The 26,147-nt window shown below is 71.5% G+C and carries 21 protein-coding genes; 11 read left to right on the forward strand and 10 right to left on the reverse strand.

Annotated features, from left to right (window positions below; all coding sequences use genetic code 11):
• The first annotated feature begins 9 nt into the window (after positions 1–9).
• A complete protein-coding gene (locus SNA_RS05995; RefSeq protein WP_044363643.1) occupies positions 10–1,494 on the forward strand; it encodes a S28 family serine protease in 1,485 nt (494 codons plus the stop codon).
• A 60-nt stretch (positions 1,495–1,554) separates the two neighbouring features.
• On the opposite strand, the gene SNA_RS06000 is transcribed toward SNA_RS05995, so the two are convergent.
• A complete protein-coding gene (locus SNA_RS06000; RefSeq protein WP_044363646.1) occupies positions 1,555–3,405 on the reverse strand; it encodes a glycoside hydrolase family 3 protein in 1,851 nt (616 codons plus the stop codon).
• Positions 3,406–3,596: 191 nt separating this feature from the next.
• On the reverse strand, positions 3,597–4,439 hold the full coding sequence (locus tag SNA_RS06005; protein WP_044363648.1) for a sugar phosphate isomerase/epimerase family protein: 843 nt from the start codon (positions 4,437–4,439) through the stop codon (positions 3,597–3,599).
• 305 nt (positions 4,440–4,744) lie between these two features.
• On the opposite strand from SNA_RS06005, the gene SNA_RS06010 reads away from it, so the two are divergent.
• The 5 genes from SNA_RS06010 to SNA_RS06030 all read left to right on the forward strand — a co-directional run bounded on the left by SNA_RS06010 (position 4,745) and on the right by SNA_RS06030 (position 11,909).
• Complete coding sequence (locus tag SNA_RS06010; protein ID WP_030067517.1) at positions 4,745–5,896, forward strand: Gfo/Idh/MocA family protein; 1,152 nt, start codon at positions 4,745–4,747, stop codon at positions 5,894–5,896.
• Positions 5,794–7,020, forward strand: a complete 1,227-nt coding sequence (locus SNA_RS06015) for a dihydrodipicolinate synthase family protein (RefSeq protein ID WP_078969727.1) — start codon at positions 5,794–5,796, stop codon at positions 7,018–7,020. Before SNA_RS06010 ends, SNA_RS06015 begins: the two co-directional genes overlap by 103 nt.
• Complete coding sequence (locus SNA_RS06020) at positions 7,017–7,895, forward strand: sugar phosphate isomerase/epimerase family protein (RefSeq protein WP_078969709.1); 879 nt, start codon at positions 7,017–7,019, stop codon at positions 7,893–7,895. Before SNA_RS06015 ends, SNA_RS06020 begins: the two co-directional genes overlap by 4 nt.
• A gap of 265 nt (positions 7,896–8,160) precedes the next feature.
• Positions 8,161–10,443 carry an SF1B family DNA helicase RecD2 gene (recD2, locus tag SNA_RS06025; protein WP_044363652.1) on the forward strand — a complete coding sequence of 761 codons (2,283 nt, stop codon included), beginning with the start codon at positions 8,161–8,163 and terminating at the stop codon, positions 10,441–10,443.
• Positions 10,444–10,619: 176 nt separating this feature from the next.
• Complete coding sequence (locus tag SNA_RS06030; RefSeq protein ID WP_030067510.1) at positions 10,620–11,909, forward strand: citrate synthase; 1,290 nt, start codon at positions 10,620–10,622, stop codon at positions 11,907–11,909.
• Between the two features lie 447 nt (positions 11,910–12,356).
• Here SNA_RS06030 and SNA_RS06035 read toward each other — a convergent pair whose 3' ends face one another.
• Together SNA_RS06035 and SNA_RS06040 are read right to left on the reverse strand one after the other, a co-directional pair.
• The gene (locus SNA_RS06035; RefSeq protein ID WP_044363654.1) at positions 12,357–14,666 is read right to left on the reverse strand and encodes a heavy metal translocating P-type ATPase; all 2,310 of its coding nucleotides are present in this window, start codon (positions 14,664–14,666) and stop codon (positions 12,357–12,359) included.
• A 5-nt stretch (positions 14,667–14,671) separates the two neighbouring features.
• Positions 14,672–14,995, reverse strand: a complete 324-nt coding sequence (locus SNA_RS06040; RefSeq protein WP_030067509.1) for a heavy-metal-associated domain-containing protein — start codon at positions 14,993–14,995, stop codon at positions 14,672–14,674.
• Positions 14,996–15,144: 149 nt separating this feature from the next.
• On the opposite strand from SNA_RS06040, the gene SNA_RS06045 reads away from it, so the two are divergent.
• Both SNA_RS06045 and SNA_RS06050 read left to right on the forward strand, forming a co-directional pair.
• The gene (locus SNA_RS06045) at positions 15,145–15,879 is read left to right on the forward strand and encodes a DedA family protein (protein ID WP_078969710.1); all 735 of its coding nucleotides are present in this window, start codon (positions 15,145–15,147) and stop codon (positions 15,877–15,879) included.
• Between the two features lie 40 nt (positions 15,880–15,919).
• Positions 15,920–16,498 carry a GNAT family N-acetyltransferase gene (locus SNA_RS06050; RefSeq protein ID WP_030067507.1) on the forward strand — a complete coding sequence of 193 codons (579 nt, stop codon included), beginning with the start codon at positions 15,920–15,922 and terminating at the stop codon, positions 16,496–16,498.
• A 48-nt stretch (positions 16,499–16,546) separates the two neighbouring features.
• On the opposite strand, the gene SNA_RS06055 is transcribed toward SNA_RS06050, so the two are convergent.
• Positions 16,547–17,584 (reverse strand): Gfo/Idh/MocA family protein, encoded by a 1,038-nt coding sequence (locus SNA_RS06055; protein ID WP_044363656.1) that lies wholly within the window; start codon positions 17,582–17,584, stop codon positions 16,547–16,549.
• A gap of 172 nt (positions 17,585–17,756) precedes the next feature.
• On the opposite strand from SNA_RS06055, the gene SNA_RS06060 reads away from it, so the two are divergent.
• On the forward strand, positions 17,757–18,797 hold the full coding sequence (locus SNA_RS06060) for a LacI family DNA-binding transcriptional regulator (protein WP_030067506.1): 1,041 nt from the start codon (positions 17,757–17,759) through the stop codon (positions 18,795–18,797).
• A gap of 18 nt (positions 18,798–18,815) precedes the next feature.
• Here the strand turns inward: SNA_RS06060 and SNA_RS06065 are convergent, their stop codons facing one another.
• The 5 genes from SNA_RS06065 to SNA_RS06085 form a co-directional block, all read right to left on the reverse strand.
• Complete coding sequence (locus SNA_RS06065; protein WP_044363658.1) at positions 18,816–19,739, reverse strand: 2-dehydropantoate 2-reductase; 924 nt, start codon at positions 19,737–19,739, stop codon at positions 18,816–18,818.
• A 52-nt stretch (positions 19,740–19,791) separates the two neighbouring features.
• Complete coding sequence (locus SNA_RS06070) at positions 19,792–19,998, reverse strand: helix-turn-helix transcriptional regulator (RefSeq protein ID WP_044363659.1); 207 nt, start codon at positions 19,996–19,998, stop codon at positions 19,792–19,794.
• A gap of 374 nt (positions 19,999–20,372) precedes the next feature.
• Complete coding sequence (locus SNA_RS06075) at positions 20,373–21,782, reverse strand: sugar porter family MFS transporter (protein WP_030067502.1); 1,410 nt, start codon at positions 21,780–21,782, stop codon at positions 20,373–20,375.
• Between the two features lie 2 nt (positions 21,783–21,784).
• Positions 21,785–22,804: a Gfo/Idh/MocA family protein gene (locus SNA_RS06080; protein WP_030067501.1), complete on the reverse strand. Its 1,020-nt coding sequence runs from the start codon at positions 22,802–22,804 to the stop codon at positions 21,785–21,787.
• 60 nt (positions 22,805–22,864) lie between these two features.
• Positions 22,865–23,785, reverse strand: a complete 921-nt coding sequence (locus tag SNA_RS06085; protein WP_030067500.1) for a sugar phosphate isomerase/epimerase family protein — start codon at positions 23,783–23,785, stop codon at positions 22,865–22,867.
• Positions 23,786–24,092: 307 nt separating this feature from the next.
• On the opposite strand from SNA_RS06085, the gene iolC reads away from it, so the two are divergent.
• Positions 24,093–25,085 carry a 5-dehydro-2-deoxygluconokinase gene (iolC, locus tag SNA_RS06090; protein ID WP_044363660.1) on the forward strand — a complete coding sequence of 331 codons (993 nt, stop codon included), beginning with the start codon at positions 24,093–24,095 and terminating at the stop codon, positions 25,083–25,085.
• Between the two features lie 127 nt (positions 25,086–25,212).
• A complete protein-coding gene (locus SNA_RS06095) occupies positions 25,213–26,100 on the forward strand; it encodes a Cgl0159 family (beta/alpha)8-fold protein (RefSeq protein ID WP_044363662.1) in 888 nt (295 codons plus the stop codon).
• Positions 26,101–26,147: the final 47 nt, after the last annotated feature.

Below are 26,147 nucleotides of genomic sequence, written 5' to 3' on the forward strand. Positions count from 1 at the left end.
GGAGGGTGCATGCGCAAGTCCTTCAGATGGCTGCTGTCGCTCGTCGTGCTCATAGGCACGGTGGGGCTCGGCGGCGCATCATCGGCAGGAGCGGCCACCGCCGCCGAGCCACGGACCACCGACACCGGCCAGGACCAGAAGAGCGCGGACCGGAACAGCACAAACAACAACAGCTCGGACGAAGACATCAAGGACCGCATTCTCGCGATTCCCGGGATGCACTTCGTCGAGGAGAAGCCGGTCGACGGCTATCGCTATTTCGTCCTCGCATACACGCAGTGGATCGACCACCACGACCATTCCAAGGGGACCTTTCAGCAGCGGCTGACCCTGCTGCACAAGTCGGTGAACCGCCCGACGGTGTTCTTCACCTCCGGCTACAACGTCAGCACCACACCGACCCGGAGCGAACCCACCAAAATCATCGACGGGAACCAAGTATCGCTGGAATACCGGTACTTCACCCCGTCGCGGCCACAGCCGGCCGACTGGACGAAGCTGAACATCCGCCAGGCGGCCACCGACCAGCACCGCATTTTCACCGCACTGCACCGGATCTACCGTAAGCACTGGATCGCCACCGGCGGCAGCAAGGGCGGTATGACCGCCACCTATTACCGCCGCTTCTTCCCGCGCGATATGAACGGCACCGTCGCCTACGTCGCGCCCAACGACGTCAACAACGACGAGGACTCGGCGTACGACCGCTTCTTCAAGAACGTCGGGACCGCGCAGTGCCGGACCGCCCTCACCGCCATCGAGCGCGAGGCGCTGGTGCGGCGTACGGAGATGGTGAAACGTTTCCAGGACTGGGCCGTAAAGGAAAAGCGGACCTTCAATACCGTCGGCAGCGCCGACCGGGCCTATGAAGTCATGGTCACGGACCTGGTGTTCGGCTTCTGGCAGTATCAGCCGGCCGAGACAGCCTGCGCCAAGGTGCCCGCGCCCACCGTTTCCACGGACGAGCTGTGGAAGTGGATGGACGAGGTCGGTGGTTTCGCCGGCTACACCGACCAGGGCATGGAGCAGTTCCTGCCGTACTACTACCAGGCGGGTACCCAGCTCGGCGAGCCCGGCTACGGCTATCCGGAACTGGCGGGCCTGCTGAAATACCCGGGCATCAACAATTCCCGGACGTACGTGCCCAAGGACATTCCGATGCACTTCGACAAGCGGGCGATGCCCGATGTCGACCACTGGGTACGCCATCATGCGAACCGGATGATGTTTGTCAACGGCCAGTACGATCCGTGGAGTTCGGAACACTTCGAACTCGGTAGAGGCGCCCGGGACTCCTTTGTCTTCACCGTTCCCGGCGGCAATCACGGCTCCAACATCGCCAAGCTGAAGGACGCCGACCGGACCAAGGCGACCGCCGAACTCCTCGACTGGGCGGGTGTGACACCCGTCGGCGGCAAGCCCACCGCACAGGCCCCGTACGACAGGAAACTGGACCGGCAGGACCTCCGCCGGATGCCGGTTCTGCAACCGTAGCGAAAGGCGCGCTCTCCGCACGGAGAGCGCGCCCTTTCCGGTCCCTGCCGGGCCGCCGGGTCAGTACGACAGACCGTGCCCTATCGGATAGAGCACCGTGTCCGGCGCATCCGCCCGCATCACCGGCACCGGGAGCCGGCCCGTCGGCTTCCGCTGTCCGGCGATCACCCGCACCGCGGCCCGCAGTTCCACATCCGTCCACGAATAGCTCGCAAGTCCCGCTTTGACGCCGCCCAGCTGCGCGATGTCGTACGGATTGCGGACCGCCAGCTGCACCACCGGCTTCCCCGTGGCCAGCAGGGCGTCGATCAGCTGCCGCTGCGGCGAGTCCGCCGTGACGTTGTAGGTGGCCACCACGACCGCATCGCGTTCGCGGAGCGCCGCCACCGCCTGGTCGATCAGCGTCTGCGTCGGCGTGAGCCCGGTGGACAGCGCGGTGGCGGTGAAACCCAGCTCGCCGAAGGTGTTCGCCAGCACCGTCGTGGGCGGGCCTCCGGTCCCCGACGGCGGATCCGCGTCCACGCCCACCACCAGCAGCTTGTTCTCCCGGCGCCGCGACAGCGGCAGCACGCCGCCGTCGTTGCGCAGCAAGGTGGTGGTGCGGTCCGCGATACGGTCCGCCTGCTGGAGATGACGGCGTATCCCGACGACGCGGTCCACCTCCTCGTGCGTGGTGTACGGGTTGGTGAACAGCCCACGCCGGTCCTTCAGGAGCAGGATGCGCAGCAGTTTGGCCTCGATGTCGGCCCAGGACAGCTCGCCCTCCCGCAGCGCCTTGAGGACGGCGCCGTGTGCGACGGAGAGATCGGGCGGATTGAGGAGCTGGTCGACACCGGCCTTGAGGGCCAGGACCGGGGCGCGGGCGTCGCCGTACTTCACCCGTACGCCCTCCATGCCGAGCGAATCGGTCACCACGACACCCCGGTAGCCGAGGCGTTCGCGCAGGATGCCGGTGAGGATCGGGCGGGACAGGGTGGCCGGGTCCTCGCTGGGGTCGAAGGCGGGCACGACGATATGCGCCGTCATGATGGAGTCGATACCGGCGGCGATCGCGGCCTTGAAGGGCGGCGCGTCCAGCCGCTCCCACTGCTCGGCGGTGTGGTGGATGTAGGGCAGCCCGATGTGGCTGTCGGTGTCGGTGTCGCCGTGCCCGGGGAAGTGCTTGGCGCAGGCCGCGACCCCGGCGTCCTGATAGCCCTGCACCTCCGCGGCGACCAGCCGCGCCACCGCCTGCGGGTCGGCTCCGAAGGACCGTACGCCGATGACCGGATTGGCGGCGTTGACGTTCACATCCGCATCCGGCGCATAGTCCTGCCGGATGCCCATCGCATACAGCTCCTCGCCGCCGATCCGGGCGGCCGTACGGGCGTCGCCGCGCGAGCCCGCCGCGCCCAGCGCCATCGCCCCGGGGAAGAGCGTCGCGGGCGCGCCGATCCGGGCCACTATGCCGTGTTCCTGGTCCGTGGAGATCAGCAGCGGTACGGGCACCCGCTGGCCGGTGCCGGCCTTCTGGATGCCGTTGGAGAGGTCGGCGATCTGGTGGGGTTCGCGGGTGTTGTGCGCCCAGCCGAAGTAGATGATGCCGCCGACGTGGTACCTGTCGATCAGTTCGGCGGCGTTGGCGACCCCGATCTCCTTCCGGTTCGCGGCGACATCGTCCGGGTCGGGGTCGGTCGCGGAGTGCCCGTAGACGCGCATCACGAAGAGCTGGCCGACCTTTTCCTCCGGCGTCATCCGCGCGATGAGCCCGCGCAGCCGGGCCTTGGTGGACGGGGTGGGCGCGGCGGAGCGGGGGGAGTCCGGCCGGCGGCCGATGACGGCCCCGGCGGCCTGGGCGGGTGCGGCGCCGGTGGCACAGGCGGCGGCTGCGGCGGCCGCCGCGGTGGTCAGGACGGTACGTCTGGAGTGCATCTGCGCTCCTTCCGGAGGGCTTCCTTGACGACATGAAGGAAACGTCCAAGAAGACACGCATAACCGGAAAGCCATTGCCGGTCAATGACGGGGAACGGGGTGGCGCCCAGGGTTTGCGGGGCGGCGCGGGATGTGTGAAGGACACGCGGAGCCGGGGCGGCCGGACGGGTGAAGACCGCGGGCGGGCCCGGTCAGGAGGCCGGGGCGGCACCGAGGAGACGCCGGAGGTGGGCGCGGCCCGGGGCCAGCAGGGCGGGCAGCTCGGCCGCCGCCGGATACCAGCGCTTCTCGTACTCCCAGCAGAGCCAGCCGCCGGGTGCGGAGCCGTTGCCCAGCGCGGCCAGGACGTCCGAGAGCGGCAGCCGGCCCGCGCCGAGCGGCAGGGGAGTGGTGTCCTCGGCCGACGCCACGTCCTTGACCTGGACATAGCCCAGATACGGCGCCAGCGCGGCATGGGTGTCGGCGGGCGGCTCGCCGCCGAGCCAGCAGTGCAGCACGTCCCACAGCGCACCGGCCCCGGGGTGGCCCACCCGCTTCAGGATCCTGCCCACGGACGCGCCCGTGCGGTGCGAGTCATGGGTCTCCAGCAGGACCCGCACGCCCCGGTCGGCGGCGAGCGGCGCCGCCGCGGCCAGCCGGCGCGCGGCATCCGCCTCCGCCTCGCCCGCAGGGCGGTCGCCGCCACCGGGGAAGACCCGCACGAACCGCGCCCCCAGATCGGCCGCGAGCAGCACCAGCTCGGTCAGCTCCTGCGCCGCCTCGGCCTCGCCCGCGGCGTCCCGGGCCGCGGCCACCCGCGGATATCCGGCGACGGCCAGGACCGACAGGCCGGCGTCCGCGAACTGCCGCCGCACCGCGGCCCGTTCGCGCATCCCCAGCAGCGGATGCACCGGCTCCTCGGGATGAGCCCGCAGCTCGACGCCCTGATAGCCGGCATCGGTGGCCAGCCGCAGCACCTCGGGCACCGGCATGCCCGGCACCCCCAGCGTCGAGAACGCGAACCGCGTCGCCGTACCCGCACCGTCCGTCCGCATGCCCTGCCGCCCCTCGCGCCGACCCGGCGTCACCGCACCGGACGCCGGTCCCGGCCTATCAGGTCCCACCCGAAGCCGTGCCGCCGCGACGCGCCGACGGCGGCGAATCCGGTGCGCCCATGGCACCTTTGACGCACTGTCGACCACCCCTCCCAGCCTTTGCGAAAAGGCTAGCCGCCGCCACTGACAACCGCCGGTGACGCGGTGCGGCCCGTGCCGGCTTCGCCGTCCGGCGCCCCGCACGGGGCTAGGCTCCGGCCCAGGCCGCAGGGATCGAAAACCCCGTCCTGAGAGGGGCCCGGACCATGACACGCACGACCGTACGCATCGCCATGAACGGCGTCACCGGACGCATGGGCCACCGCCAGCACCTGGTCCGCTCCCTCCTCGCGCTGCGCGAAGAGGGCGGCCTCGACCTCGGGGACGGGACGGTGATCTGGCCCGAACCGGTGCTCGTCGGCCGCTCAGAGCACAAGGTGCGGGCCCTGGCCGAACGGCACGGCCTGGCGGAGTTCAGCGGTGACCTCGACGCCGTACTGGCCGACGACAGCATCGACATCTACTTCGACGCCCAGGTCACCGCCGCCCGCGAGGCGGCGGTGAAGAAGGCGATCGCCGCCGGAAAGCACGTCTACGTCGAAAAACCCACCGCCACCGGACTGTCGGGCGCCCTGGAGCTGGCCAGGACGGCGCGCGACGCCGGCGTCCGGCACGGCGTCGTCCAGGACAAACTCTTCCTGCCCGGACTGCGCAAACTGCGCCGCCTGGTGGCGGGCGGCTTCTTCGGCCGGATCCTGTCCGTACGGGGCGAGTTCGGCTACTGGGTCTTCGAGGGGGACTGGCAGCAGGCGCAGCGGCCCTCGTGGAACTACCGCGCCGAGGACGGCGGCGGTATCGCGGCGGACATGTTCCCGCACTGGGAGTACGTCCTGCACGAGCTGTTCGGGCCCGTCAGGACCGTCCAGGCGCAGGTCACCACGCATGTTCCGCGCCGCTGGGACGAGTCGGGGGTGCCCTACGAGGCCACCGCCGACGACGCCGCGTACGGCATCTTCGAGCTGGTCGGCGGGATCGTCGCGCAGATCAACTCCTCCTGGGCCGTGCGGGTGCACCGCGACGAACTGGTGGAGTTCCAGGTGGACGGCACCGAGGGCTCGGCCGTCGCCGGACTGCGCGGCTGCCGGGTCCAGCACCGTTCCGCCACCCCCCGGCCGGTGTGGAATCCGGACATCCCGGCAGACGGAAGCTTCCGCCGGCAGTGGCAGGAAGTGCCCGACAATGACACCTTCGACAATGGATTCAAGGCACAGTGGGAGCTGTTCCTGCGTCATGTCGTACGTGACGAGCCCTGGCAATGGGATCTGCTGGCCGGCGCCCGGGGGGTCCAGCTCGCCGAACTCGGCCTGAAGTCGTCGGCCGAGGGCCGCCGCCTGGACGTTCCGGAGCTGACCCTGTGACCGCCGCCGCGCGGCCTCGCTCCCGTACGGTCCTCGCCGCCGCCCATGTGATCCCCGACCCGGCCGCCGACACCGGAGCCCACTGCCGCGCCGTCCTCGACTGGGACGCCACCCTCGCCTTCCGTCACCACCTGTGGTCGCACGGCCTGGGGGTGGCCGAGGCGATGGACACCGCGCAGCGCGGTATGGGCCTGGACTGGCCGGCCGCCGCCGAGCTGATCCGCCGCTCCGCCGCCGAGGCGCGCACCGTCGGCGGCCTGCTGGTCTGCGGCGCCGGTACCGATCAACTCCCGTCCCACGGCGCCTCCCTGGCGGACGTCCGGGCCGCCTACGAGGAACAGCTCGAACTCGTCGAGCAGTGCGGCGGCCGCCCCGTCCTGATGGCGTCCCGGCAGCTCGCCGCGGCCGCCACCGGCCCCGACGACTATCTGGAGCTCTACGGCCATCTGCTGCGCCAGGCCACCGGACCGGTGATCCTCCACTGGCTGGGCCCGATGTTCGACCCGGCACTGGAGGGCTACTGGGGCAGCACGGACCTCGACGCCGCCACCGCCACCCTCGTACGGCTCGTCGCGGACCATCCCCACAAGGTGGACGGCGTCAAGGTCTCCCTCCTGGACGCCGGCCGGGAGATCGGGCTGCGCCGCCGGCTGCCCGCCTCCGTGCGCTGCTACACCGGCGACGACTTCCACTACCCCGAGCTGATCGCGGGCGACGACCACGGCTTCAGCGACGCCCTGCTGGGGGTGTTCGACCCGCTGGCACCTCTGGCCGCCGCGGCCGTCCGCCTCCTGGACGACGGGGACCGCGACGGCTTCCGGGCGGCCCTGGACCCGACCGTCACCCTGGCCCGGCACCTCTTCCAGGCGCCCACCCGCCACTACAAGACCGGTGTGGTCCTGCTCGCCTGGCTCGCCGGCCACCAGGCGCACTTCCGCATGGTCGGCGGCCTCCAGTCGGCCCGCTCCCTGCCGCATCTGCGGCGCGCGCACCAACTGGCCGACGCACTGGGCCTGTTCCCCGACCGGGAGCTGGCCGCTGCCCGGATGGCCGCGCTGCTCGCGGAGTACGGGACGGAGTGCGGGATGGAGAACGGGGCGGAGAACGGGGCGGAGGACGGATGACCGATGACGGCACCGGGGACACGCGAACGGGTTCCCGTCACCGGGGCGACGGCCTGCTCTCCCGGCTGAGCCTCAATCAGGAGACCGTCCGGCAGTGGTCGCTGCCGGAGCTGGCGGACGGCTGTGCGCGGGCGGGTGTTCGGGGTGTGGGCCTGTGGCGGGCGCCGGTCCGGCAGTACGGGGTGGCCGCGGCGGCGCGGCTCGTACGGGACGCCGGGCTGGAGGTCACCAGCCTGTGCCGGGGCGGGTTCTTCACCGCCGAGGACCCCGGGGAGCGCGCGGCCGCCCTGGAGGACAACCGGGCCGCCATCGAGGAGGCGGCGACCCTCGGCACCGCCACCCTGGTCCTGGTCTCCGGTGGACTGCCGTCCGGCAGCCGCGATCTGCGGGGCGCCCGGGAACGGATCGCCGAGGCGCTCGCGGAGCTGGCACCGTACGCCGCCGAACGGGGCGTACGCCTGGCGATCGAACCACTGCACCCGATGTTCGCGGCCGACCGCTGTGTCGTCTCCACCCTTGCGCAGGCCCTCGACCTCGCCGAACGCTTCGCCGCCGAGCGGGTGGGGGTGGTGGTGGACACCTACCACCTGTGGTGGGACGACACGGCCGGCGCCGGCATCGACCGTGCGGGCGGCGCGCGGATCGCCGCCTTCCAACTGGCCGACTGGGTCACCCCGTTGCCCGAAGGCGCACTTCTGGGGCGCGGACAGCTCGGTGACGGGGCGGTGGATCTGCGGTGGTTCCGGGAGCGGGTGGACGGTGCCGGCTACCGGGGGCCGATCGAGGTGGAGATCTTCAGCCCGGCGCTGTGGGCGCGCGACGGGGCCGAGGTGTTGTCGGAGATCGTGGAGCGGTTCACGATGCACGTGGGGTGAGCCCTTGGCAGTCCCCAGGGGTGGCACTTTGGGTAACCGGAAAACAACGCACCGGAAGTGCAACCGTTGACGGCTCACGGAGGTCATAGCAGGCGTCGGCCTCAACGGGGGAGGAACCGGGGGGATCCGGAGGCCGACGCCGGGGGGAAAAACCGAGGGGCCGGCCACCGGGCGGCCCCTCGGTCGTATCCGGGCACCGCCCGGTGCCCGCCCGGGCTCCGCCGCTGCCGGACGCGTTGTCAGACCCCGGCGGTACGGTCGGGGCATGGTCAACGGATCGGTGGTGGAAGGGGTCCTCGAGCGGATCACCTACGCCAATGAGGAGACCGGCTACACCGTCGCACGGGTCGACACCGGCCGCGGCTCCGGCGATCTCCTCACGGTGGTCGGGGCGTTGCTGGGGGCGCAGCCCGGCGAGTCGCTGCGGATGCACGGGCGCTGGGGCTCCCATCCGCAGTACGGCAAGCAGTTCACCGTCGAGAACTACACCACCGTCCTCCCGGCCACCATCCAGGGCATCCGCCGCTATCTGGGCTCCGGTCTCATCAAGGGCATCGGCCCCCGGATCGCCGACCGGATCGTCGAGCACTTCGGCACGGACACGCTGGACGTCATCGAGAAGGAGCCCGGGCGGCTCGTCGAGGTCCCGGGGCTGGGCCCCAAGCGGACGAAGATGATCGGGGCCGCGTGGGAGGAGCAGAAGGCCATCAAGGAGGTGATGGTCTTCCTCCAGGGTGTGGGCGTCTCGACGTCCATCGCGGTGCGGATCTACAAGAAGTACGGCGACGCCTCCATCTCCGTGGTCCGCAACGAGCCCTACCGGCTGGCCGCCGATGTCTGGGGCATCGGCTTCCTGACCGCCGACCGCATCGCGCAGTCGGTCGGCATTCCGCACGACAGCCCGGACCGGGTCAAGGCGGGCCTTCAGTACGCGCTGTCGCAGTCGACGGACCAGGGGCACTGCTTCCTGCCCGAGGAGCAGCTGATCGCGGATGCGGTCAAGCTCCTCCAGGTGGACACCGGCCTGGTCATCGACTGTCTGGGGGAGCTGGCGGCGGAGCCCGAGGGGGTGGTGCGCGAGCGGGTGCCGGGCAAGGACGGGGAGCCGGTCACCGCCGTTTATCTGGTGCCCTTCCACCGTGCGGAGATCTCGCTGGCCGGACGGCTGACCCGGCTGATGCGCAGCGACGAGGACCGCATGCCGGCGTTCGGTGACGTGGTCTGGGACAAGGCGCTGGCGTGGCTGGCGCGGCGTACGGGGGCCGAGCTGGCGCCGGAGCAGCAGGCCGCGGTGCGGCTGGCGCTGACGCAGAAGGTGGCGGTGCTGACCGGCGGGCCCGGGTGCGGCAAGTCGTTCACGGTGCGCTCCGTGGTGGAGCTCGCCCGCGCCAAGAAGGCCAAGGTGGTGCTGGCGGCGCCCACCGGGCGGGCGGCCAAACGGCTGTCGGAGCTGACCGGCGCGGAGGCGTCCACCGTCCACCGCCTCCTGGAGCTCAAGCCGGGCGGGGACGCCGCCTATGACGCGGACCGGCCGCTGGACGCCGATCTGGTGGTCGTCGACGAGGCGTCCATGCTGGATCTGCTGCTCGCCAACAAACTCGTCAAGGCGGTGCCGCCTGGCGCCCATCTGCTGCTGGTGGGGGACGTCGACCAGCTGCCGTCGGTGGGCGCGGGGGAGGTGCTGCGGGATCTGCTCGCCGGGGAAGGGGCCGCGCGAGGGGGGTCCCCCCGGACGGAGTCTGGGGGAGCGTCGGACAGGGGTGGTGGTCGGGTGGCGGGCGGGACCGTCCCGTCCGTGCGTCTGACCAGGATCTTCCGCCAGGCGCAGCAGTCGGGGGTGGTCACCAATGCGCACCGCATCAACTCCGGGGTGCCGCCGCTGACCACCGGGCTGAAGGATTTCTTCCTGTTCGTGGAGGACGACGCTGAGGAGGCCGCGCGGCTGACGGTCGATGTGGCGGCGCGGCGGGTTCCGGCGAAGTTCGGGCTCGATCCGCGCCGGGACGTCCAGGTGCTCACTCCGATGCACCGCGGCCCGGCCGGCGCCGGTGCCCTCAACGGCCTGCTCCAGCAGGCCGTCACCCCCGCCCGCCCCGATCTGTCCGAGCGCCGCTTCGGCGGCCGGGTCTTCCGGGTGGGCGACAAGGTCACCCAGATCCGGAACAACTACGACAAGGGAAGCAACGGCGTCTTCAACGGCACGGTGGGCGTGGTCACGGATCTGAACGCCGAGGAGCAGCGGCTGACCGTGCGTACCGACGAGGACGAGGAGGTCCCCTACGACTTCGATGAATTGGACGAATTGGCACACGCCTATGCCGTGACGATCCACCGCTCGCAGGGTAGTGAGTATCCAGCAGTGGTGATTCCGGTCACCACCAGTGCGTGGATGATGCTCCAGCGCAATCTGTTGTATACCGCCGTGACCCGGGCGAAACGCTTGGTGGTGCTCGTCGGCTCCCGGAAGGCTCTCGGACAGGCCGTGCGCACCGTATCCGCCGGTCGGCGGTGTACGGCGCTCGATCACCGGCTCGCCGGTGCAGTGTGATGTCACTCCTCTTTCCCAATCGGGGCGAACGGGAGCAGGATGGACACCAGCGCGGCACTGAGTGCCGCGACAGGGCCCTATGGCCGACCCCGAGTGCACATCCAAGGTCCAAATGGGGGAAGGTATAGGCAGTCAGGGCACCTCGAAGAAGAGGCACAACGTCGGTGAGGGATGACGTGAGCGACAACTCTGTAGTACTGCGTTACGGGGACGGCGAATACAGCTACCCGGTCGTCGACAGCACGGTCGGCGACAAGGGCTTCGACATCTCGAAGCTGCGCGCCCAGACCGGTCTGGTGACCCTGGATTCCGGTTACGGCAATACCGCGGCATACAAATCCGCGATCACCTATCTCGATGGTGAACAGGGAATTCTTCGTTACCGCGGGTATCCGATCGAGCAGCTCGCAGAGCGCAGCACGTTCGTCGAGACCGCGTATCTCCTGATCAACGGCGAGCTGCCCACCGTCGACGAGCTGGCGAACTTCAAGCAGGACATCACGTACCACACCCTGCTGCACGAGGACGTCAAGCGCTTCTACGACGGCTTCCCCCGGGACGCCCACCCGATGGCCATGCTGTCGTCGGTCGTCAGCGCGCTGTCGACGTTCTACCAGGACAGCCACAACCCGTTCGACGAGAAGCAGCGCCATATCTCCACGATCCGGCTGCTGGCCAAGCTTCCGACGATCGCGGCGTACGCCTACAAGAAGTCGGTCGGCCACCCGGTCGTCTACCCGAGCAACGAACTCGGCTACGTCGAGAACTTCCTGCGGATGACCTTCTCGGTGCCGGCCGCCGAGTACGACCTCGACCCGGTCGTCGTCAGCGCGCTGGACAAGCTGCTGATCCTGCACGCCGACCACGAGCAGAACTGCTCGACCTCGACCGTGCGCCTGGTCGGCTCCTCGCAGGCGAACCTCTTCGCCTCGATCTCGGCCGGTATCAACGCCCTGTGGGGCCCCCTGCACGGCGGCGCCAACCAGTCCGTCCTGGAGATGCTTGAGGGCATCCAGGCCACCGGCGGCGACGTCGACACCTTCATCCGCAAGGTGAAGAACAAGGAAGACGGCGTGAAGCTCATGGGCTTCGGGCACCGCGTCTACAAGAACTTCGACCCCCGGGCGAAGATCATCAAGGCGGCGGCGCACGACGTCCTCTCCGCACTGGGCAAGTCCGACGAGCTGCTGGACATCGCCCTCAAGCTGGAGGAGCACGCCCTCTCCGACGACTACTTCGTCGAGCGCAAGCTCTACCCGAACGTCGACTTCTACACGGGTCTGATCTACCGGGCGATGGGCTTCCCGACCGAGATGTTCACCGTGCTCTTCGCGCTCGGCCGGCTGCCCGGCTGGATCGCCCAGTGGCACGAGATGATCAAGGAGCCGGGCTCCCGTATCGGCCGCCCGCGGCAGATCTACACCGGCATCATCGAGCGCGATTTCGTCCCGGTCGAGGAGCGCTGACGGCCGCGCCCTGACAGCAGGCCGCGCGTCCTCGTACGGGCACCGAGCGCAGTAGAAAGCGCCCCGCCTCCAGATCCCCCCACGGGTCCAGAGCGCGGGGCGCTTCCCATGTCCCGGGTCGGATTCCCCCCACGGGATCCGTCCGGGCGTTCCGGGTTGCACCGCGATCCGCCGGGACGCGCACATTCGGGAGGGCCGCTCAAAGCTCCCCGGGCGCGTCGCCCCGGCCACGCGTAGCCGTGTCCGATCCCCCAAGATCTGCACGGCCTGTGCAGTGCAAGCCCCGCCGGGGTGCCTGCACCGCCCGGTTAGACTCGCGACCCCCCTCAATGGTTACGTTCCCATGAGTGTGATCTGAGTCTCTTGCCATAAAGGGGCGAATGCGGTCAAGGGTTACGAGCCGGAGATCCGCGCCGTGCCGTATGGGTGTTGTGTCAGTTGTGAGAGCTATGTGAAGGTTCGCAGTCTCAGGCTGTTGGTGACCACGAAGACCGACGAGAACGCCATCGCGGCGCCCGCGATCATCGGGTTCAGCAGCCCGGCCGCCGCCAGCGGCAGCGCCGCCACGTTGTAGCCGAACGCCCAGAACAGATTCCCCTTGATCGTGGCGAGGGTGGCCCGCGCCAGCCGGAGGGCATCGGCCGCCACCCGCAGATCGCCCCGGACCAGCGTGAGATCGCCCGCCTCGATCGCCGCATCCGTGCCGGTGCCCATGGCCAGCCCCAGATCCGCGGCGGCCAGCGCCGCCGCGTCATTGACCCCGTCGCCGACCATCGCGACCGTACGGCCCTCGGCGCGCAGCCGCGCCACGACCGCCACCTTCTCCTCCGGCAGCACCTCGGCGATCACCTCGTCGATGCCGACCTCGGCCGCCACCGCCTCCGCGACCGCGGTGTTGTCGCCGGTCAGCAGGATGGGCGTCAGCCCCAGCGCCCGCAGGGCCCGCACCGCCTCGGCGCTGGTGGGCTTCACCGCGTCGGAGACCGTCAGCACGCCGCGTGCCTCCCCGTCCCAGGCCACCACCACGGCCGTACGGCCCGACGTCCCGGCCGTGGCCAGCGCCGACCGCAGGTTCGGCGGCAGCGCGATCCCAGCCCGCTCGGCCAGCCGCGCCCGGCCCGCCAGCACCCGGTGCCCGGCCACCGTCCCGCGCACCCCCAGACCCGGCACATTCTCGAAACCCTCGACGCCGGGCAGCGCCCCGGCCCGCTCCCGGGCGCCCTCCGCGACGGCCCGCGCCACCGGATGCTCCGAGGCGTGCTCCAGCGCCCCGGCCAGCCGCAGCAACTCGCCCTCCGCGACCCCGTCGGCCGCCACGGCCTCCAGAAGCCGCATCCGCCCGCTGGTGACCGTGCCGGTCTTGTCCAGCAGGACGGTGTCCACCCGGCGGGTCGACTCCAGCACCTCCGGCCCCTTGATCAGAATGCCCAGCTGCGCCCCGCGCCCCGTACCCACCAGCAGGGCCGTCGGCGTGGCCAGGCCCAGCGCGCACGGACAGGCGATGATCAGCACCGCCACCGCCGCGGTGAACGAGGCGGCCGCCTCCGCGCCGGCCAGCAGCCAGCCGGCCAGCGTGCCCACCGCGAGCACCAGCACCACCGGAACGAACACCGCCGAGACCCGGTCGGCCAGCCGCTGCACGGCCGCCTTGCCGCTCTGCGCCTCCTGCACCAGCCGCGCCATCCGGGCCAGCTGGGTGTCGCCGCCGACCCGCGTGGCCTCGACCTCCAGGCGGCCCGAGGTGTTCACCGTCGCCCCGGTGACGCCGTCCCCCGGCGACACGTCCACCGGGACCGATTCCCCGGTCAGCATCGACGCATCCACGGCGGAGGAGCCCGCCACCACCCGCCCGTCCGTGGCGACGGTCTCCCCGGGCCGTACGACGAAGCGGTCGCCGACCGCCAGCTCGCCCACCGGAACGCGCACTTCCCGCCTGCCCGTCGCCCGACCACCGCCCCGGCCGGAGAGCCCTTCGCGCTCGCCCTCTCCATCCCGGAGCACGGTCACGTCCTTGGCGCCCAGCCGCATCAGCGCGCGCAGCGCCGCGCCCGCCCGCCGCTTCGCGCGGGCCTCCAGATAGCGGCCCAGCAGCAGAAACGTGGTGACCCCGGCAGCGGCCTCCAGATAGATCTCCGAGGATCCGGCGGTGGAGGAAAGGGTCAGATCGAAACCGTGCCGCATACCGGGCAGGCCCGCCGTGCCGAAGAACAGCGCCCACAGCGACCAGCCGAAGGCGGCCAGCGTCCCCAGGGAGACCAGGGTGTCCATGGTGGCGGCGCCGTGCCGCAGAGTGGTCCAGGCGGCGCGGTGGAAGGGGGCGCCGCCCCAGACGACGACCGGCGCGGCCAGGGTCAGGGACAGCCACTGCCAGTTGGTGAACTGGAGCGCCGGGACCATGGCGAGCACGATCACCGGCACGGACAGGACGGCGCAGACCGCCAGCCGGTGGCGGAGCGCCGCCAGTTCCTCGTCGGGCGTCTCTCCCGGGGCCTCTTCCGGGGGCGCCTCGGCCGTCGGTGCGGGCTCCGGGGGCGCGGGCCGTTTCGCCGTATAGCCGGTCTTCTCGACCGTCGCGATCAGATCCTCGACCGGGACCCCGTCCGCGCAGGTGATCCGTGCTCGCTCCGTCGCATAGTTGACGGTGGCGGTGACGCCCTCCATGCGATTGAGCTTCTTCTCGACCCGTGCGGCGCACGAGGCGCAGGTCATCCCGCCGATCGCGAGCTCGACCTGTGCCTGTGCGGCCGATGCGGACATACGGGTCAGGCCCGGCCCACGAGTTCGTAGCCGGCCTCGTCGACGGCCGCGCGCACGGCCTCGTCGTCGAGCGGGGCGGTGGAGGTGACGGTCACCAGACCGGTGGCGGCGACGGCCTGCACCGAGGTCACGCCCTCGATCTCGTCGATCTCGGAGGAGACGGCCCCTTCGCAGTGGCCGCAGGTCATCCCGGTGACCCGGTACGTGGTGGTCACCTCACCGGACGGGGCGGCGGACCCGGCACCGGTGCCGCAGGAGCCCTCGGGGGTGCAGCAGGAGCCGTTCGCCGGTGTGGCGGCTGCGCCGGGGGTGGCAGACGTGGCAGTCATGGGATTCTCCTCGTGGTGCCGATGTTTCCTCTTCACTTTATACCCCTAGGGGGTATCAATCCAAGCCCGGTCCGCCACGCGTTGCCGAGCGCCCCGCCACGCGTCAGCCTTGGGGTACGGACTCGGGGCGGAGCCGAGGAGGCGGCCGGATGGATCTCATGGCCTACGGCCTGCTCGCGCTCACCACCCTGCCACCGCTGGTCCCCAACTCCGCGCTCCTTGTCACGGCCGGAGTACTCGCCTCGCAGGGGCAGGCGTTCCTGCCCCTGATCCTGGTGATCGTCGCGGGCAGCGCGCTGCTGGGGGATGTGCTGATGTACCTCCTCGCGCGGCGGTTCGGCGGGCCCGTACGGTCCTGGATGCAGCGCCGCCCCCGCCGCCGGGCGCTGCTGGAGTGGACCTCCGCCCATATCCGGCGCTACGGCCTGCCGTTCGTCATCGGCGTGCGGTTCCTGCCCAGCGGACGCATCGCCGGGGCCCTGGCCTCCGGGGTCCTGCGCTATCCGCTGCGCAAATATGTGATCGGTGCGGGCTTCGCCGAGGCGCTGTGGGCGACCTACTCCGTCGGTCTCGGCTACATGGGCAGCGCCGCCGCGGGCGATCCGTTCTACGCCGCGGGCATCGGCATCGGCGTCTCCTGCGCGGTCGCCGCGGCGGGGTCGGCCCTCCAGTGGATCTCCCGCCGCCGTGCCGCCGTGCGGGCCTCGGCGGACGAGCGCGACCGGGCCGGAGCGGACGGGGCGCACAAGGCCGCGGGGGAGGGCGACGGGGGTGCGGGCGGGGCGGACGACCGTGGCTGCCAACGTACCCCGAAGACCGCTCTGACCAGGGATTTCGATACGGCGAACGGCTGTGAAGGACGGACTCGCAGCCCGCTGTCCTAGTGGCGGCCGATTGTCAGTGGCAGGTCCTACGGTTGACCGCATGACGAGGGGAACAGGCGCACCTCGGGTGCGGATCGAGGAGTGGACGGCGGACGACATCGACCTGCTGCACAGGCTCAACACCCCGGTGATGACCGAGCATCTGGGCGGCCCGGAAACCGAGGCACAGGTGGCCGCCCGGCATGCGCGGTATCTCGCGCTCGACGGGACGGGGCAGATGTTCCGGGTGGTGCTGGCGGCGGACGGGACGGAGCCGGCGGCGGAGACCGGGACGGGAGCGGCGGACGGCGATTCGGCGGGCCGGGCCGGGGAGACGGTGGTGGGCTCGGTCGGCTACTGGGAGCTCACCTGGCGGGGCGAGCGGGCGTATGAGACGGGCTGGGGAGTGCTGCCCGAGTTCCAGGGGAGGGGGATTGCGGCGGCCGCGGCGCGGGAGGTCATAGCCGTGGCCAGGGCCGAGGGGCGGCATCGTGCGCTGTATGCCTTCCCGTCGGTGGCGCATGCCGCGTCCAACGCCGTATGCCGCAAGGCGGGATTCGGCTTCCAGGAGGAGTGCGAGATCGAGTACCCCAAGGGGCGCCGGATGCGGGCCAACAACTGGCGGGTGGAGCTGGGCTGAGGGGGACGGCTGACGGTTGCCGTGCGGGGGCCGCTCACGCGAGGGCGCTCATGTGCCCGTCGCCGTACCGCCGTTACCGCCGGCGCTGCGGAGGTCCGCCACGGCGACCGGCTGCCCGGTCCGGCGGGAGCGGTCGCATGCCTCGGCGACATAGAGCGCCTCCAGCGCGTCGGCGGGCGGGCACGGGTTCGGTGCCCGCCCCGCCGCGACCTCGGCGAAGACGCCCAGCTCCGTGACGTACGCCTCGTGGAAGCGCTCCATGAAGGTGGCGTACGGCGCGGCCGACCGCTGCCACGACAGCTCCGGCTCCGCGGAGGGCAGCGGCGCCCGGTCGTCCAGGCCCACGAAGCGGGCGTCCTTGGAGCCGCAGACCTCCAGACGGACGTCGTGGCCCGCGCCGTTGTAGCGGGTCGCGGTGACGGTGGCCAGGGTGTCGTCGTCGAAGCGCAGCAGCGCCGCGCAGGTGTCGACGTCGTCCCCGTCGGCGAAGAAGGACGCCCCGCGGTTGGCGCCCTGGGCGAAGACCGAGACCACCTCACGTCCGGTCAGCCAGCGCAGGATGTCGAAGTCATGGATGCTGCAGTCCCGGAACAGCCCGCCGGAGGTGGGGATATAGCCTGCCGACGGCGGCGTCCGGTCGCTGGTGCAGGCGCGCAGGGTGTGCAGCCAGCCCAGTTCGCCGGAGCGCAGCGACCGGCGGGCGGCGCGGTAGCCCGCATCGAAGCGCCGCTGGAAGCCGATCTGTACGGGCACGCTCCCGGCCGCGGCCCGCTCCACCACGCCGATCGTGCCGGGCACGTCCAGCGCCACCGGCTTCTCGCAGAACACCGGCACCCCGGCGTCCAGGGCCTGGTGGATGAGCGTGGCGTGCGCGCTGGTCGCGGCGGTGATCACCACGCCGTCCAGGCCCTCCGCGTACATCTCCGCGATGCCCGGGGCGGCCCGTACGCCGAGCGAGGCCGCCAGCGACGCGGCGCGGGTGGCGTCCGCATCCGCGACCACGAGGTCGGTGACGCCTTCCAGGGCGTGGAGGGTCGCGGCGTGGAAGGCGCCGATGCGTCCGGTTCCGATCAGGCCGATCTTCATGGTCGGGTCCTCCCGGTGTGGGTGTTGGAACGGTCCAATGCCTCGTTCCCCGGCACCTTGCATGTCCTGATGTCCGCATGTCAATCCTTGTGCACCAGGGGAGTTGACGAGGACGAACGGGCCGCGGCCGGGCCGTTGACGCCACCGTGGCCCGATGGCAGGATCTCCGCCCATGGAACGGTCCAAAGGGCCTCACGCCCCGACCATCCGCGGCGTCGCCGAGCGCGCCGGCGTCTCCAAATCCCTGGTTTCCCTGGTCCTCCAGGGCTCACCGCGGGTCAGCGACGCCAAGCGGCAGGCCGTCCTGGAGGCGATCGAGGAACTGGGCTACCGGCCCAACGCGGCGGCCCGCAGCCTGGTGGCGCGCCGGACGCACACCGTGGGCGTACTGCTGGACGATCTGCGCAACCCCTGGTTCGTCGAGCTGCTGGACGGGCTGAACTCCGTCCTGTGCGCCCATGGCCTGCGCATGCTGATGGCCGACAGCCGACTGGGCCGCCGTACCGGCGAGGACGTCGCCCGGACGTTCCTGGAGCTGCGGGTGGACGGCGTGGTCGCGGTCGGCACCCTGCCCGACGCCGACACCGCCGCCCTTGCCGAACTGGCCGAACGCCTGCCGACCGTCGTCGCGGGCAGCCACGACCCCCGGCTGCCCGGAGTGGACACCGTCGCCAACGACGACGAACGGGGCGCCCGGCTGGCCACCGAACACCTCATCGGGCTGGGCCACCGCCGGATCGCCCATATCGCCGGGCCGGGCGGCGTCGGCGAGCTGCGCCGGCGCGGCTACGAGACGACGATGCGCGAGCACGGACTCGGCGGGGAGCTGACGGTCGAGCCGGGCGACGGCACCGAGGAGGGCGGCTACCGCGCGGCCGTCCGGATGCTCGGCGGACGCCCGGCCGCGGCCCCCGAACGCCCCACCGCGGTCTTCGCCTTCAACGACTTCTCCGCCGTCGGCGCGCTCTCGGCCGCCCGGGAACTGGGCCTCGAAGTGCCCCGCGATCTCTCCCTGGTCGGCTGCGACAACACCTATCTCGCCCGTATCCGGCACCTGTGGCTGACCACCGTCGACAATGCGAGCCACGACGTGGGACGCCGCGCCGCACAGCGCCTCCTGGACCGTATGGAGCACCCCGCACGGCCCGCCGGCCACGGGTTGGCGGCGCCCTCCCTGGAGGTCCGCGGCTCCACGGCGCCGCCCCCTGGATGAGCGAGTCCGATGCCGCGCTCAGCCCCGCAGTTCGCGGTCGAGCGCGCGCAGCAGGGTGAGCAGCATGCCGTTCAACGGGGTCGCGATGCCGTGCCGTTCACCGGCCCGGACCACCGCGCCGGTGAGGTACTCGTGCTCCAGGGGGCGGCCCGCGAGGCGGTCGTAGAGCATGGAGGAGCCCCCGTCGGGCGGCACCGCCCGGTAGATCTCCAGGGTGTCGGCGATGTCCCGCTCGCCGAGGTCCGCGCCCTCCGCCCGCGCCACGGCCGCCGCCTCGCGCAGCAGATCGCCGGCGAGCGCGGCCATCCCGGGGTCGGTGAAGATGCCCATCCGCTGCTGGAGGAGGGCGGTGAGGGGGTTGGCACCGAGGTTGGTGAGCAGCTTGCGCCAGGCGGCGGTGGTGAAGTCGGCGACCGGCCGCACCGTCGGCTCGCCGCCCGCCAGCGCGTCGGCGAACCGGTCGGCCAACGGGCCCGCGGGGACCTGGAGTTCGCTGGCGATGTGATGCCGGATCCGGCCCGGAGCCAGGCGCTCCGCGGCGATGTACGCCACCGCCGGCAGGATCTCGGTGCCCTCCGGGACGTACGGGGCGACCCGCTCGCGGTGCCCGACGCCGTTCTGTACGACGACCACGGCGCTGCCCGGCCCGCACAGCCGCCGCAGCCAGCCCTCGGCGCTTGCGGTGTCCTGCGCCTTGGTGGTCAGCAGCACCCAGTCGACGGGCGCGACCTCGGCGGGCGCGGTGGCGATCCGTACCGCCGCAGTGCGCTCCTCGCCGCCGGTCTCCACCGTGAGGGTGTCCAGGGGGCTGCGCACGCACACGGTGACGTCGAGGCCGGCCCAGTGGGCGAGGGCGGCGAGATAGCCGCCGATGGCGCCGGCGCCGATCACCGCGATCCTGGCGGGCTCGGGAGGCGGGTCCTGCACTATCGGGTGGGTCATGCGGCGATCGTAGGCCCCGCACCGGGCGGAGCCCACGAGCCGCGGGCGGCGGTCAGTCCGCCCGCTCGCGCCGGCCTCTGTGGCCGGGCCGGCGCTCCACCCAGGCTCTGACGGTATCGGCGAACCAGAACGGTTTGCCGCCCTCCACCAGATCGGGCTCGGGCAGCAGTCCGTGTTTGCGGTACGAGCGCACGGTGTCCGGCTGCACCTGGATGTGTGCGGCGATCTCCTTGTAGGACCAGAGCATTGCCTCGATCATCTCTGTACCTCCTTGGCGCCGTGCGCAGGGCCGGCCCGGGGAGCCGACGAGGTGCTGCGTACGGCGTGTCGATCACTCACGGCTTGATGGCCATTCAGCCTGACGGCCACCTCTCTGACGGCCACTCAGCCTGTGCCCGGTCAACGACGCAGAGTGAGTATCGGGGAGGGGCTGTTGAACGGCTGTGACGGAAGATCCGCGCAACGGTGACAGCCGTGACGGGCATGGGACGGCTGTGACACAACGGTGGCGGGCCGCCCCCGGTTCCCGACCGGGAGCGGCCCGCCATCTGGTGGTGCGGCCGGATGCGGATCAGGCGTACAGCGCCCGCCACGTCTTCTCGCCGGCCCGAAAACCATCAGCCGGCCCGGAATTCACGCCCCCGTAGCCCCCTTCCGCAGTTCGTCCTCCAGGTCTTCCAGAGCCAGTCCCTTCGTCTCCGGCGCATACCGCTTGCAGAAGAGCAGGGACAGCACGCACGCCACCCCGAAGAGCCAGAACGTGGTGCCGGCCCCGACCGCGTCCAGCAGCACCGGAAAGGTCAGCGCGACCGTGAAATTGATCAGCCACATCATGAACACCGCTGTTCCCATGGCCAGTCCGCGGACCGCGAGCGGGAACATCTCGGCGAGCAGCAGCCAGACGCCGGTGTTCAACGTGGCCTGCATAAAGGCCATGTAGAGGACCATCAGCCCCAGGACGAGAAGGCTGACGGCGGGGGAGTGCGGAAGCCGGAATGCGGCGCCCAGCAGTGCGAGGGAGAACGCCATTCCGGCCAGGCCCGTGATCAGCATCGGGCGGCGGCCCACCCGGTCGATCAGTGACATTCCGACGGCGGTGGCGAGGACGGAGATGACGCCGACGGCAATGGTGGCGGTGATCGCGGCATTGGTGCCCAGCCCCGTCGCGGCGAGAATCTTGGGCGCGAAATAGATGACGGCATTGACGCCGGTGATCTGCTGGACGATCGCCAGTCCGACGCCCACCAGGAGCAGCCGCCGGATCCACGGGGTGCGCAGTTCCTGCCAGGCGCCGCGCCGGGCGGTGGCCTCCAGGCCGCGGGCGTGGTCGATCCGGGCCAGTTCGCCGGCGACCTCCTCGGCCGGGAGCGTACGGGCCAGCACCGCGCCCGCCTCGTCCCGGCGTCCCTTGCTGATGTACCAGCGCGGTGTGTCCGGCAGGAAGAACAGCCCGGTGAACAGCGCCACCGCGGGCAGCGCCGCCAGGCCCAGCATCCAGCGCCAGGCCGCCCAGTGGGCGAGCACGGCGTTGATGAGGTAGGCGAGCAGCTGACCGCTGACGATCATCAGCGAGTTGAAGGAGACCAGCCGGCCGCGGATGTGCGGCGGCGCGATCTCCGACAGATACAGCGGGGTGATGACCGAGGCGCTGCCCACGGCGAGGCCCAGGACGAACCGGGCCACGGCCATGAACGGGACGGTGGGCGCGAGCGCCACGGCCAGCGCGCCGCCGATGAACACCGCGCCCGCCCACAGCAGGGAGGTGCGCCGCCCGAGCGCATCGGACATCCGCCCGCCGGCCAGCGAGCCGAAGGCGGCGCCGATCAGCAGGGCGCTGGTGATGACGCCCTCGCCCAGGGAGCCGAGGCCGAAGTGCCGCTCCATGAAGGGCAGAGCGCCGGAGACGACTCCGGTGTCGTAACCGAACAGGGCGCCGCCGAGGGCGGCTATGGCAGCGATGCCGACGAGGAAACGCTGGGTGCGACGGGCCGGGGCGCTCCGGCGTGGCCCGTCGGACGCCAGCTGGCGGGTGGGGGCCGTCATCGTCAGCGGTACAGCGCGGGACGCTCGATCAGTTCCACGGCGACCCGTTCGCCGGACTCCTGGGCGCGCACGCCCGCCGCGCACACCGCGGCCGCCGCATAGCCGTCCCAGCAGCCGGGGCCCTCGACCTCGCCGCGCCGGGTGGCGTTGACCCAGTGCTGCACCTGCCGGTCGTACGCCTCCTCGAAGCGCTCGACGAAACCGGGGGTGATGGCGCCGCCCCAGTGGCCGGCGGTATTGACGAAGACCCCGTGGTCGTCGCCGATCCGGGCGGTCCCGCCCTCGCAGACCGCCTCGCAGACGACCTGGTAGCCGAAGCCGCAGGTGACGAAGAGTTCGGTGTCCACGAGCCGGCCGGCCGCGGTCTCGAAGAGGATCAGCTGCGGGTCGCTCAGCCCTTCCGCCGCGTTGCCGCTGGGGGCCGGGCGCAGCACCCGTACGGCGGTGATCTCGTCGTCCAGCAGCCAGCGGGTGACGTCGATCTCGTGCACCGCGGAGTCGTGGACCGTCATGGCGTCGGTGAAGCCGGGCGGGGTGTCGGCGTTGCGGTGCTTGTTGTGCAGCATCAGCGGCCGGCCGTATGTGCCCCGGTCCAAAAGGGCCTTGAGTTTCCGGTAGCCGGCGTCGTAGCGGCGCATGAAGCCCACCTGGACGCGGCGGTGGCCCAGCTTCTGCTCGGCCTCCATGACGCGCAGCGCGGACGCCGGATCGGGGGTGAGCGGCTTTTCGCACAGCACGGGCAGATCGTGGTCGAAGGCGGTGAGCAGTGCGGCCTCGTGGGCGGGCCCGGGGGAGGCGATGAGGACGGCGTCCACGGCCGGGTCGGCCATCGCGGCGGCCGGGTCCGTATAGGGCACGGCGCCTTCGATGCCGTCGGCGACGCTTTTGACGCGGGCCTCGTCGATGTCCACGACGGCGGCCACCCGGGCGCCGCTGATCACCTCGTCGATACGGCGTACGTGGTCGGCGCCCATCCGGCCGGTGCCGATGACGGCCACGCCCAGCGTTCCCTGCGAAGTCATGTCGTCCCTCAAGTCCTCGTGTGCGGCGGTTCGTTACGGGCTACGGATGCGGGCCCCGGCTCAGGCGCCGCAGGAGCGCAGAAAGCGCCGGGTGCGCTCGGCGATCGGGTACGGCTGGTCGGGCGGGCAGGGGTACATGTCCTGCTCGACGATGGCGAAGAGGTCGACGTCCAGTTCCTGGGCGGCCTCCAGGACGGGCGGCAGCGCCGGGACGCCGAGCGGCGGTTCGCACATCACGCCCTGCTTGACCGCCGGGCCGAAGGGCGTGCCCTTGGCGACGACGTCGGCGAGGATGTCCGGGTCGACCTGCTTGAGGTGCAGGTAGCCGATCCGCTCGCCGTAGGTGCGGATGAGCTTGACGCTGTCGCCGCCGCAGTAGGCGTAATGCCCGGTGTCCAGGCAGAGGTTGACCAGCCCGGAGTCGGTGCCGTCCAGGAGGCGGGCGACATGCTCCTCGGTGTCGATATGGGTGTCGGCGTGCGGGTGCACCACGATCTCCAGGCCGAATGCGTCCTGGACCCGCTTGCCCAGCCACTGCATACCGGTGGTCAGGTGCTTCCAATGCTCCACGGTCAGCTCGCGCGGCTCCAGCTCCTTCGCGGTCTTGTCGTCGCGCCAGAAGGAGGGGATGACGACCAGGTGGCGGGCGTCCATGGCACGGGTGAGCGTGGCGACCTCGCTGACGTGGGCCCAGGTCTTCTCCCAGACGTCCGGGCCGTGGTGCATCGAGGTGAAGATCGTGCCGGCCGAGACCTTCAGGCTGCGGCGGGCGATCTCCTCGTGCAGGACGGCGGGGTCGGTGGGCAGATAGCCGTACGGGCCGAGCTCGATCCACTCGTAGCCGGCGTCGGCGACCTCGTCCAGGAAGCGCTGCCAGGGGACCTGCTGCTCGTCGTCGGGGAACCACACGCCCCAGGAGTCGGGGGCGGAACCGACGCGGATGCGGTCCAGAACGGGCGAGGCGGCACGGGGTGCGGACATGCTGCGGCTCTCCTCTCGCCGGTCGGCGGTGACCGGGAGGCGCTGGGGGCTGGTCGGGGGGTGGGTTGTGGGGCACAGCCTCGCTGGCGCCCCGAGGAGTGTCAAGACTTCGTCCTGACATAAGGACTTAAGGACTTTGTCATGCGGGGCGGCGTTGCCGTCTCGACGTGGAGCCCGGTGCAAGGCATCCAAGGGTGACGTCAGAATGTAAGGACAAACTATTGACAGGGTCTGATCCACACCGTTAGACCTTTCCTCAGAGCCGAACCGCCCAACCCGCCGCGCCGGCCGACCCGAAGGGGCGCATATGACCGAGCCGTACGACCTGATCACGATGGGCCGCATCGGGGTCGACATCTACCCGCTCCAGACCGGCGTGCCGCTGGCCCGGGTGGAGACCTTCGGGAAGTTCCTGGGCGGCTCCGCGGCCAACGTGGCCGTCGCCGCGGCCCGGCTCGGCCGCCGCAGCGCCGTCATCACGCGCACCGGATCCGACCCGTTCGGCGACTATCTCCACCAGGCGCTGCGGGACTTCGGCGTGGACGACCGGTGGGTGAGCCCGGTGGCGGACCTCCCGACGCCGGTCACCTTCTGCGAGATCTTCCCGCCGGACGACTTCCCGCTCTACTTCTACCGCCGCCCCAAGGCCCCCGACCTGGTCATGCATCCCGGGGAACTGGACCTGGACGCCATCGCGGCGGCCCGGATCTTCTGGATCACCGGCACCGGGCTGTGCGAGGAACCCAGCCGCGGCACCACCCTCGCCGCCCTGGAGGCCCGCGCCCGGTCGGGCATCACCGTCTTCGACCTCGACTGGCGGCCGATGTTCTGGGGCGGCGAGGGCGGCGCCTCCGGGGACGGCGGGGCGCGCGGCGCCGAGGCGCGGGCCGCCGCCCGCCCGTTCTACGAAGCGGCGCTGCGCCACGCCACCGTGGCGGTGGGCAATGTCGACGAGGCCGAGGTCGCCACCGGGCTGCGCGACCCCAAGTCCTGCGCGCAGGCGCTGCTGGACATGGGTGTGGAGCTTGCCGTCGTCAAACAGGGGCCCAGGGGAGTGCTGGCCGTCCACCGGGACGGCCGCAGCGCCGAGGTCCCGCCCACCCCGGTCGAGGTCGTCAACGGGCTCGGCGCCGGCGACTCCTTCGGCGGTGCCCTGTGCCACGGGCTGCTGGCCGGCTGGGACCTGGAGCGCACGATGCGCTACGCCAACGCCGCCGGGGCCCTCGTCGCCACCCGGCTGGCGTGCTCCTCCGCGATGCCCACCGCCGAGGAGGTCGATGCCTTTCTCGCCGAGAGGTAGCCCCACGGCCACGGGGTGACAGCCCCAAGGCCGCTCAGCCCGGTGGCGGCCGACGCCCCGGGGCCACCCCACGGCCGTGCCCGCCCCGGCCGCCCCACCCCTGTACGTGAAGAAGGTGAGTTGAGCCTTGACCCCTCGGATCAGCGACCTCCCGGCGCTCCGGGCCCGGCACCCCGAAGCCGTCGCGGAGGCCGCCGCCCGCCGCACCCGCCGCCCCCTGCTCGGCGAGCGCGGCCGGCTGATGATCGTCGCCGCCGATCACCCCGCCCGCGGCGCGCTCGCCGTCGGCGACCGGCAGCTGGCCATGGCCAACCGCCTCGACCTGCTCGAACGCCTGGTCCTCGCGCTCTCGCGGCCCGGCGTGGACGGCGTCCTCGCCACCGCCGACATCCTGGAGGACCTGCTCCTCCTCGGCGCCCTCGACGGCAAGGTCGTCATGGGATCGATGAACCGCGGCGGCCTCGCGGGCGCCTCCTTCGAGATGGACGACCGCTTCACCGGCCACCGCCCCGAGGACCTCGCCCGGCTCCGCTTCGACGCCGGCAAACTGCTGCTGCGCATCGACTTCGGCGACCCCGGCTCGCTGACCACCCTGGAGTCCACCGCCCGCACCATCGACGCGATGGCCGCCCTCGGGCTGCCCACCTTCGTCGAACCGTTCGTCTCCCGCCGGATCGACGGCGCGGTCCGCAACGACCTGAGCGCCGAGGCGGTCACCAGATCCGTGGCCATCGCCTCCGGCCTGGGCGGCACCTCCGCCTACACCTGGCTCAAACTCCCGGTCACCGACGACCCCGACGCGATGGCCCGGGTCTGCGAGACCTCCACGCTGCCCACCGTCCTGCTGGGCGGCGACATCGGGCGCACCGTCGAGGACCAGGAGGCCGCGTACGAGAAATGGCGCAAGGCGCTGCGGCTGCCGACCGTGCACGGGCTGGTCGTGGGCCGCTCGCTGCTCTATCCCGCCGACGGGGACGTGGCGGCGGCCGTCGACACCGCCGTCGGCCTTCTGTGACCCCCGAATCCGCCGGAATCCGCCGGACTTCACTGACTGTCAGTGGT

Source organism: Streptomyces natalensis ATCC 27448, assembly GCF_000935125.1.
In the GTDB taxonomy this organism is placed as follows: Bacteria; Actinomycetota; Actinomycetes; order Streptomycetales; family Streptomycetaceae; genus Streptomyces; species Streptomyces natalensis.